General features: G+C 73.0%; 4 protein-coding genes. 2 read left to right on the plus strand and 2 right to left on the minus strand.

Annotated features, from left to right (window positions below; genetic code table 11):
• The first annotated feature begins 195 nt into the window (after positions 1–195).
• Positions 196–1,536, plus strand: coding sequence for a uracil-xanthine permease family protein (locus tag V6V16_RS27420; RefSeq protein ID WP_334566775.1), 1,341 nt, complete (start codon positions 196–198; stop codon positions 1,534–1,536).
• A gap of 84 nt (positions 1,537–1,620) precedes the next feature.
• On the opposite strand, the gene V6V16_RS27425 is transcribed toward V6V16_RS27420, so the two are convergent.
• Both V6V16_RS27425 and V6V16_RS27430 read right to left on the minus strand, forming a co-directional pair.
• Positions 1,621–4,110: a DNA gyrase/topoisomerase IV subunit A gene (locus V6V16_RS27425; RefSeq protein ID WP_334566777.1), complete on the minus strand. Its 2,490-nt coding sequence runs from the start codon at positions 4,108–4,110 to the stop codon at positions 1,621–1,623.
• A 29-nt stretch (positions 4,111–4,139) separates the two neighbouring features.
• On the minus strand, positions 4,140–6,197 hold the full coding sequence (locus V6V16_RS27430; protein WP_334566779.1) for a DNA gyrase/topoisomerase IV subunit B: 2,058 nt from the start codon (positions 6,195–6,197) through the stop codon (positions 4,140–4,142).
• 534 nt (positions 6,198–6,731) lie between these two features.
• Between V6V16_RS27430 and V6V16_RS27435 the strand changes: the two genes are divergently transcribed.
• A complete protein-coding gene (locus V6V16_RS27435) occupies positions 6,732–7,991 on the plus strand; it encodes a hypothetical protein (protein ID WP_334566782.1) in 1,260 nt (419 codons plus the stop codon).
• Positions 7,992–8,113 lie beyond the last annotated feature (122 nt).

Raw genomic sequence — 8,113 nt, forward strand, 5'->3', positions numbered from 1 at the left:
CCCCGCACGCGGCGATCTTGCACTTTTTGCCCCCGCAGCTCGGTCATAGCGCTCCGGCGAGGGGCGCAAACCGCAAGATCGCGGGAGGGGTGAGGGTGGGGGGCGGGGGCGGGGGTGGGGGTGGGGGGTCTGCTAGAAACGACTTCTGGGTTCATCGGCGCCCCCGTCACCTCTCGACGACGCGAAGGGCGTGCCATGACCCAGTCCCCCACCGAGCCCCGCTCCCGCTGGTCCGCCTGGTCGGTCCACGGCGACGGCCGGTCCGTCCGCCCGGGCGACGTGGTGCACCCCGGCGAACGGCTCTCCTGGCCGCGCACCCTCGGCATCGGCGTGCAGCACGTCGTGGCGATGTTCGGCGCCACCTTCACGGTGCCGCTGATCACCGGCTTCCCGCCGGCGACCACGCTCTTCTTCTCCGGGCTCGGCACCCTGCTGTTCCTGCTGGTCACCGGCAACCGGCTGCCCTCGTACCTCGGCTCGTCCTTCGCCTTCATCGCGCCGGTGCTGGCGGCCAAGGCCGGCGGCGACATCGGGCCGGCGCTCGGCGGCATCGTGGTGGCCGGCGTCGCCCTGGCCGCCGTGGGGCTGGTCGTCCAGCTCGCCGGGTCGCGCTGGATCGACGCGCTGATGCCGCCGGTCGTCACGGGCGCGATCGTCGCGCTGATCGGCCTGAACCTCGCCCCCGTCGCCTGGGACGGTGACGGAAGCGGCACCGGGGTGCGGGCGCAGCCGCTGATCGCGGTGGTGACCCTGGCGGCGATCCTGCTGGCGACGGTGGCCTTCAAGGGCTTCCTGGCCCGACTGTCCATCCTGCTGGGGGTGGTGGTCGGCTGGGTTCTCGCCGCCGCGCTCGGTGAGCTCGACCCGAAGGCCGTCGACACGCTGCGGGGCGCCGCCTGGTTGGGTCTGCCCGAGTTCCACACGCCCACCTTCAGCCTGCGCGCGGTCGTGCTGGTGATCCCGGTGATCCTGGTGCTGGTCGCCGAGAACGCCGGCCACGTCAAGGCCGTCGCCGCGATGACCGGCCGCAACCTCGACCGGGACATGGGACGGGCGTTCATGGGCGACGGGTTGGCCACGGTGCTCGCCGGCTCCGGCGGCGGGTCCGGCACCACCACGTACGCGGAGAACATCGGCGTGATGGCGGCGACGCGCGTCTACTCCACCGCCGCGTACTGGGTGGCCGGCCTGACGGCGGTGCTGCTCGGCCTCAGCCCGAAGTTCGGCGCGCTGATCCTCACCGTGCCGGCCGGTGTGCTCGGCGGGGCCACCACCGCCCTCTACGGCCTGATCGCCGTCCTCGGTGCCCGGATCTGGATCGAGAACCGGGTGAACTTCCACGACCCGGTGAACCTGATGACCGCGGCGGTCGCGGTGATCGTGGGCGCGGCCAACTACACCCTCACCGCCGGCGACCTCTCCTTCAACGGCATCGCCCTGGGCACCGGCGCCGCCCTGGCCGTCTACCACGGCATGCGCCTGGTGGCCCGCCTGCGCGGCACCACCCACCAGGAGGCGACCCCCTCGCGTCCGTGACCCGCGCGGCGATCGGCCACCGGGCCGGCGGCGCCTGACGTCGAGGGGCCGGCCGCGTGGGCGGCCGGCCCCTCGACGCGCGGGTCAGTCGCGTTCGATCTGGTGACCCACGACGGTCGGGCCCAGCATCACGGCGAAGCCGGAGCCGTCGCGACGCGGGTCCGCCGCCGGCAGTTCCACCGGCTCGCCGGTGGCGGTGGCGGCCACCGGTCGCGGCCCGATCCAGGCGACGGCCACGTCGGTCTCACCCTTGAGGAAGCGGTGGGCGCGCACCCCGCCGGTCGCCCGCCCCTTCGCCGGGTACGCCTGGAACGGCGTGACCTTGACCGTGGCGCCCGTGGAGGTGACCACCATCGGCTCGCCGTGGCCCGGGTCGTCGGTGCGGACCGCCCCGAAGAACACCACCCGGGCGCCGGCGGGCAGGTTGATGCCCGACATGCCGCCGCCCTTGGTCCCCTGCGGCCGGACCAGTCCGGCGGCGAACCGCAGCAGCGACGCCTCCGAGGTGACGAAGGCGAGCGTCTCCGCGCCGTCGGTGAGCCAGGTCGCCCCGACCACCTCGTCGCCCTCCCGCAGGCCGATCACCTCGAACTCGTCGGAGCGGACCGGCCACTCCGGCGCGCAGACCTTGACCACGCCCTGCCGGGTGCCCAGGGCGAGGCCCGGGGAGCCCTCGGCCGCGGGGCCGAGCGGCGCCAGGCCGACCACCGTCTCCCCCGCTTCCAGCGGCACCAGCTCGGCGGCGGCCATCCCGCCACGCAGCGACACCGTCCCCGCCTGCTCGGGCAGGACCGGCAGCGGCAGCACGTCGACCTTGAACGCCCGCCCCGCGCTGGTCACCAGCAGCACCCGCCCCCGGGCGGTGGAGTGCACGACGGCGCGTACGGCGTCGTGCTTGACCCGGCCGTGCCGCCGGCGCCCCTCTGCGGATTCCTCCGACTCGGCCGCCGTCCGGGCGACCAGCCCGGTCGCGGAGAGGATCACCTGGCAGGGGTCGTCGGCGACCTCCAGCGGGCCGGCCGGCGCGGACGCGGCCAGCACCTCCTTGAGGTCCCCGTCGACGAGCGTGGTGCGGCGCGGCGCGCCGAACTGCTTGATCACCGCCGCCAGCTCGTCGGAGACGACCTTCTTCAGCACCTTCGGGTCGTCGAGGATCGTGGAGAGCTCGGCGATCTCCTTGCGGAGCTTCTCCTGCTCGGCCTCCAGCTCGATGCGGTCGTACTTGGTCAACCGGCGCAGCGGGGTGTCCAGGATGTAGGTGGCCTGGATGTCGGAGAGGCCGAACTGGCGCATCAGGCCGTCCTTGGCGGCCTGCGCGTCGTCGCTGCCCCGGATCAGCTTGACCACCCTGTCGATGTCGAGCAGGGCGACCAGCAGGCCGTCGACCAGGTGCAGCCGCTCCTGGCGCTTGCGGCGCCGGTAGGAGCTGCGCCGGGTCACGACCTCGTAGCGGTGCGCCAGGAAGACCTCCAGCAGCGCCTTCAGCCCGAGGGTCCGCGGCTGCCCGTCGACCAGCACCAGGTTGTTGACGCCGAACGACTGCTCCAGCGGGGTGAGCCGGTAGAGGTCAGCCAGCAGCGCCTGCGGGTTGACCCCGACCTTGCACTCGACGACCAGGCGGGTGCCGCTCTCCCGGTCGGTGAGGTCCTTGACGTCGGCGATGCCGGTGAGCCGCTTGGTCTTGTTGACCTCGTTGGTGATGGCGGCGATGACCTTCTCGGCGCCGACGCCGTAGGGCAGTTCCACGACGGTGATGGCCTGCCGGCCCCGGCTGCCCTCCAGCGGGCCGATCTCGACCTTGCCGCGCATCCGGACGACCCCGCGCCCGGTCTCGTAGGCCCGGCGCACCTCGTCGAGCCCCAGCAGCAGGCCGCCGGTGGGCAGATCGGGACCGGGGACGAACTCCATGAGCTTGTCGAGCGTGGCGTCCGGGTGGTTGATCAGCCAGCGGGCGGCGGAGACGACCTCGCCCAGGTTGTGCGGGATCATGTTGGTCGCCATGCCGACCGCGATTCCCGACGCGCCGTTGACCAGCAGGTTGGGGAACGCGGCGGGCAGCACGGTGGGCTGGGTCAGCGAGCCGTCGTAGTTGGGCTCGACGTCGACCGTCTCCTCGCCCAGCTCGCCGACGAGCAGCATCGCCTCGCGCGACATCCGGGCCTCGGTGTAGCGCGAGGCCGCGGGCCCGTCGTCCGGGCTGCCGAAGTTGCCGTGCCCGTCGACTAGGGGGGCGTTGAGCGAGAAGTCCTGGGCGAGGCGGACCATCGCGTCGTAGATGGCCGTGTCGCCGTGCGGGTGGTACTTGCCCATCACGTCGCCGACGATGCGGGCGGACTTCACGTGCCCCCGGTCGGGGCGGTGGCCCTGCTCGTACATCGACCAGAGGATGCGCCGGTGCACCGGCTTGAGGCCGTCGCGGGCGTCGGGCAGGGCCCGGGAGTGGATCACCGAGAAGGCGTACTCCAGGTAGGAGTCCGAGACCTCGGTGACCAGCGGGTTGTCGAAGACCCGCGCGCCGGCCTGGTCGAAGGCGGAGAAGTCCACCTTGGCGCGGTCGTCCTTGCGGCGTGCCATCGTTCAGCTTCCCTCTCGGCGGGCGGTGCTCATGCGTCGATCGCCTCGCGGTCGACCCGGTCGGCGGAGTCGATCAGCCAGTTGCGGCGCGGCTCGACCTTCTCCCCCATCAGCAGTTCGAGGATCCGCTCGGCGGCGTCGACGTCGTCGAGGGTGATCCGGCGGACCGCCCGGGTGGCCGGGTTCATCGTGGTCTCCCAGAGCTCGTCGGCGTCCATCTCGCCGAGGCCCTTGAACCGCGGGATCGGGGTGACGATCTGCTTGCCGGCCTTCTCCAGCTTGCGGACCGTCGCCTCCATCTCGGCCTGGGTGTACGTGTAGAGCGTCTGCGGGTTGCGCCCCCTGGTGGTGATCTTGTGCAGGGGCGGCATCGCCGCGTAGAGCCGACCGGCCTCGATCAGCGGGCGCATGTAGCGGGCGAAGAGCGTGATCAGCAGGGTGCGGATGTGCGCGCCGTCCACGTCGGCGTCCGCCATGATCAGCACCCGGCCGTAGCGCATCGCCGACAGGTCGAAGGTGCGGCCGGAGCCGGCGCCGAGCACCTGCACGATCGCGGCGCACTCGGCGTTGTCCAGCACCTGCTGGAGGTTGGCCTTCTGCACGTTGAGGATCTTGCCCCGGATCGGCAGCAGCGCCTGGTACTCGGCGGAGCGGGCGAGCCGGCCCGTGCCCAGCGCGCTGTCGCCCTCCACGATGAAGAGCTCGCTGCGGTCGATGCCGGCCGCGCGGCAGTCGACCAGCTTCGGCGGCATCGACGCGCCCTCCAGGGCGGTCTTGCGCCGGGCGGCGTCCTTCTGCTGCTTCTGGGTCAGCCGGACGCGGGCCGCGTCGACGATCTTCTGCAGGACCGTACGCGCCTCGGCCCTGGTCCGGCGATCCTCCAGCCAGGCCTTCAGGTGCTGCTCGACCAGCCCCTGGATCACCTTGGTGATGCCGGCGGTGGAGAGCTCGTCCTTGGTCTGCGAGGTGAACTGCGGCTCCGGGATCCGCACGTGCACGACCGCGGTCATGCCCTCCAGGACGTCGTCCAGGGCGGGCGGCTCCTCCTTGGCCTTGAGCAGGCCCCGGGTGTTGCGCACGGCGTCGGCGAGGGTACGCGCCAGACCCCGCTCGAAGCCCTTGCGGTGGGTGCCGCCGTGGGCGTTGCGGACGGTGTTGGTGAAGCACTCGACGGTGCGCTCGTAGCCGGTGCCCCAACGGAAGGCCACCTCGACCTCGGCCCGGCGTTGCACGTTGGACTGCATGACGCCGTTGGCGTCGGCGGCGTTCTCCCGGTAGGTGCCCTCGCCGGTGACCAGCAGCATGCCGGAGACCGGCCGGTCGCCGGCCGGGGCGAGGAACTCCACCATGTCGGTCAGGCCGTCGGGATAGTGGAAGACCTCCTCGGTCGGCTCCTCGCCGGTGAGGTCGCGCAGCAGGTAGCTCACGCCCGGCACCAGGAACGCGGTGTTGCGCAGCTTCATCCGCACGGCGTCGACGTCCAGGGTCGCGCCGGTCTCGAAGTAGCGCGCGTCGCGCCACCAGCGAATCGAGGTGCCGGTGCGCTGGCCGCGCTTCATCGCGCCGACGATCTGGAGCCCCGGGCCCGGGGTGAACGGCGCGTCCGGGCCGTCGCCGTCGAAGATGCCCGGCACGCCGTGCCGGAACGACATCGCGTGGACCTTGCCGCCGCGCCGGACGGTGACGTCGAAGCGGCGGGAGAGCGCGTTGACCGCCGAGGCGCCCACGCCGTGCAGCCCGCCGGAGGTCTTGTAGCCCGAGCCGCCGAACTTGCCGCCCGCGTGCAGCCGGGTGAGCACCAGCTCGACGCCGGAGATGCCGGACTTGGCGTGCACGTCGGTGGGGATGCCCCGCCCGTCGTCGTCGACCTGGACCGAGCCGTCGGGGTGCAGGATGGCCTCGACCCTGGTGGCGTAGCCGGCGACGCCCTCGTCGGTCGAGTTGTCGAGGATCTCGTTGACGAGGTGACCCACGCCACGGCTGTCGGTGGAGCCGATGTACATGCCGGGCCGCTTGCGGACGGCGTCCAGCCCCTCGAGGTGCGTGAGGTCGTCGGCCCCGTACAGGGTCTCAGGCTCTGCGGTCAACTGGTCGTACTCCCAGGTCTCGGCGGTGTGGTGCCGCGTCCGACGGCATCGGTCGGCCGGCGCGCCGCAGCGAGCCTAACCGGGAGATGCGACAGGACGACGGCACCCCGCAGCGCGGGCCGCCCCACGTCGCGGCGCGACCCGACGGCGGCATGCGCGGAACGTCCCGTCCGCCCCGCCCCGGACCGGGCTGACCGGTTCGTGGATCGGTCCGGGGCGCGGGCCGGTCCACCTGGACAACACCGTCGCCGCGGCCGGCCTTCCCGCCCGCCGGGTGGCGCCCCACGCGGGTCTCCGCGGCAAGGCGCCCTAACGGCCTTTGCCGGGTCCGCCGTCGCCGCGCCGTCGCCCCGGGCGCGTTCGGCGGCGGGGAGGAGCTGCCGCCCGGCGCGGACCGGTCCGCACGGCGCGGGCGGCAGCTCCTCCTCGCCACGGAACGAATTTGTCAGGAGGCATTGACGCCCCTCGCGCCGAAGTGGTGTGATCTCGCTCTCAGAGGATCTTTCACATTTCGATGGACAGATGGGGGACGTCATGTCCAGGTTCCGTCGTACCGCACTCGCCGGGGTGCTCGCCGTCGTCACGGCTGCCCTGTCGACCGCCGTGGGGCTGCCGGCGCCGGCCGCCGCGGCACCGCCCACCGCCGCGGTGGCGCTCGGTGACAGCTTCATCAGCGGCGAGGGCGCCGGGGCGTACACCCCGGTGCCCGACGTCAACGGCGTCGCCCAGGGCTTCCCCGGGTGGACCGCCCCGAACGACAACGCGTTCTTCTGCCACCGCTCGGCCAACGCGTCGCTGCACCGGGCGAGCCTGCCCGGCATCCAGGACCGGTTCAACCTCGCCTGCTCCGGCGGCCAGCCGCACGACATCGCCACCGCCTCCGCCGCCCGGACCAAGGGGCGCCAGGTGGCCGCGCAGCTCGACCAGCTCCGCGCGGTCGGCCGCACCCACGACATCGACCTCGTGCTGCTCGGGCTCGGCTCGAACAACAGCTCGTTCACCTTCGGCAATGTCGCGGAGAAGTGCGCCAACCGGTTCATCGCCGACGCCTGGACCGGCTGGTGGGAGTTCTGGGCCTACCTGGGCGGACCCGTCGAGCAGAAGCCGTGCAGCGACGCCGACCTGGCCACCGCCGCGCAGTGGAGCGCCGCGACCGCGGAGACCACCTCGGCCGTACGCCAACTCCTCGCCACGCTGCGCGAGATCGACGCCGACGGCCAGCACCGGATCGTCCTGCAGGACTACACCAACCCGCTGCCGCTCGACCTCGCGCCGGGTTTCCACGAGGAGGACAGCCGGGACGACACCCGGGACAAGTTCCGCGCGCTGGGCGCCGAGCGGTACGCGGCCGGTTGCCCGATCCACCGGGCCAGCCTGCTGCCCGGACACCGCTTCTCGCAGGGGCTGGGCACCCTGGTGAGGTCCACCCGGGACACCCTGGCCGCCGAGTTCCCCGGCACCGACCTGGTCTACCTCAACGTGCAGCGGGCCTTCGACGGCGCCCGGCTCTGCGAGTCGGCGTCCAGCCCGACCGGAACCCTGGCCACCCCGATCCGGTTGCAGGACAACCCGCCCAACGGCGCTTTCGTCACCAGTCTCGCCGGCAAGGACAAGATCGCCATCCAGCGGATCGCGAACACCTGCGTGAGCCACTTCCAGACCTGCCAGGAGTCGTGGCACCCGAACGCGGCCGGCCACCAGGTGCTCGGGCAGTGCCTGACGGGCGCCGCCACCACCGGTGCGCGTTCCGTGGCCTGCGTCCGGGCCGGAGACGGCACGATCACGGTCTCCTGACCTCGGTCGCGTTCCGGAACCCCGCGCCGGACGGCGCGGGGTTCCGCCGCGTCCGGCGCCGCGACGGGACGGGCGGCCGGTGCCGCCGCGCCGGCCGCCCGAGCCCGCACCGCCGCCGCGCC

It is taken from the genome of Micromonospora sp. CPCC 205561 (assembly GCF_036906775.1).
Lineage (GTDB): Bacteria > Actinomycetota > Actinomycetes > Mycobacteriales > Micromonosporaceae > Micromonospora.

What these genes read in the sequence shown, in the direction of transcription:
- V6V16_RS27435 (WP_334566782.1), top strand. Translation starts at nt 6,732, where the DNA reads ATGTCCAGGTTCCGTCGTACCGCACTCGCCGGGGTGCTCGCCGTCGTC.
- V6V16_RS27425 (WP_334566777.1), bottom strand. Translation starts at nt 4,110, where the DNA reads ATGGCACGCCGCAAGGACGACCGCGCCAAGGTGGACTTCTCCGCCTTC.
- V6V16_RS27420 (WP_334566775.1), top strand. Translation starts at nt 196, where the DNA reads ATGACCCAGTCCCCCACCGAGCCCCGCTCCCGCTGGTCCGCCTGGTCG.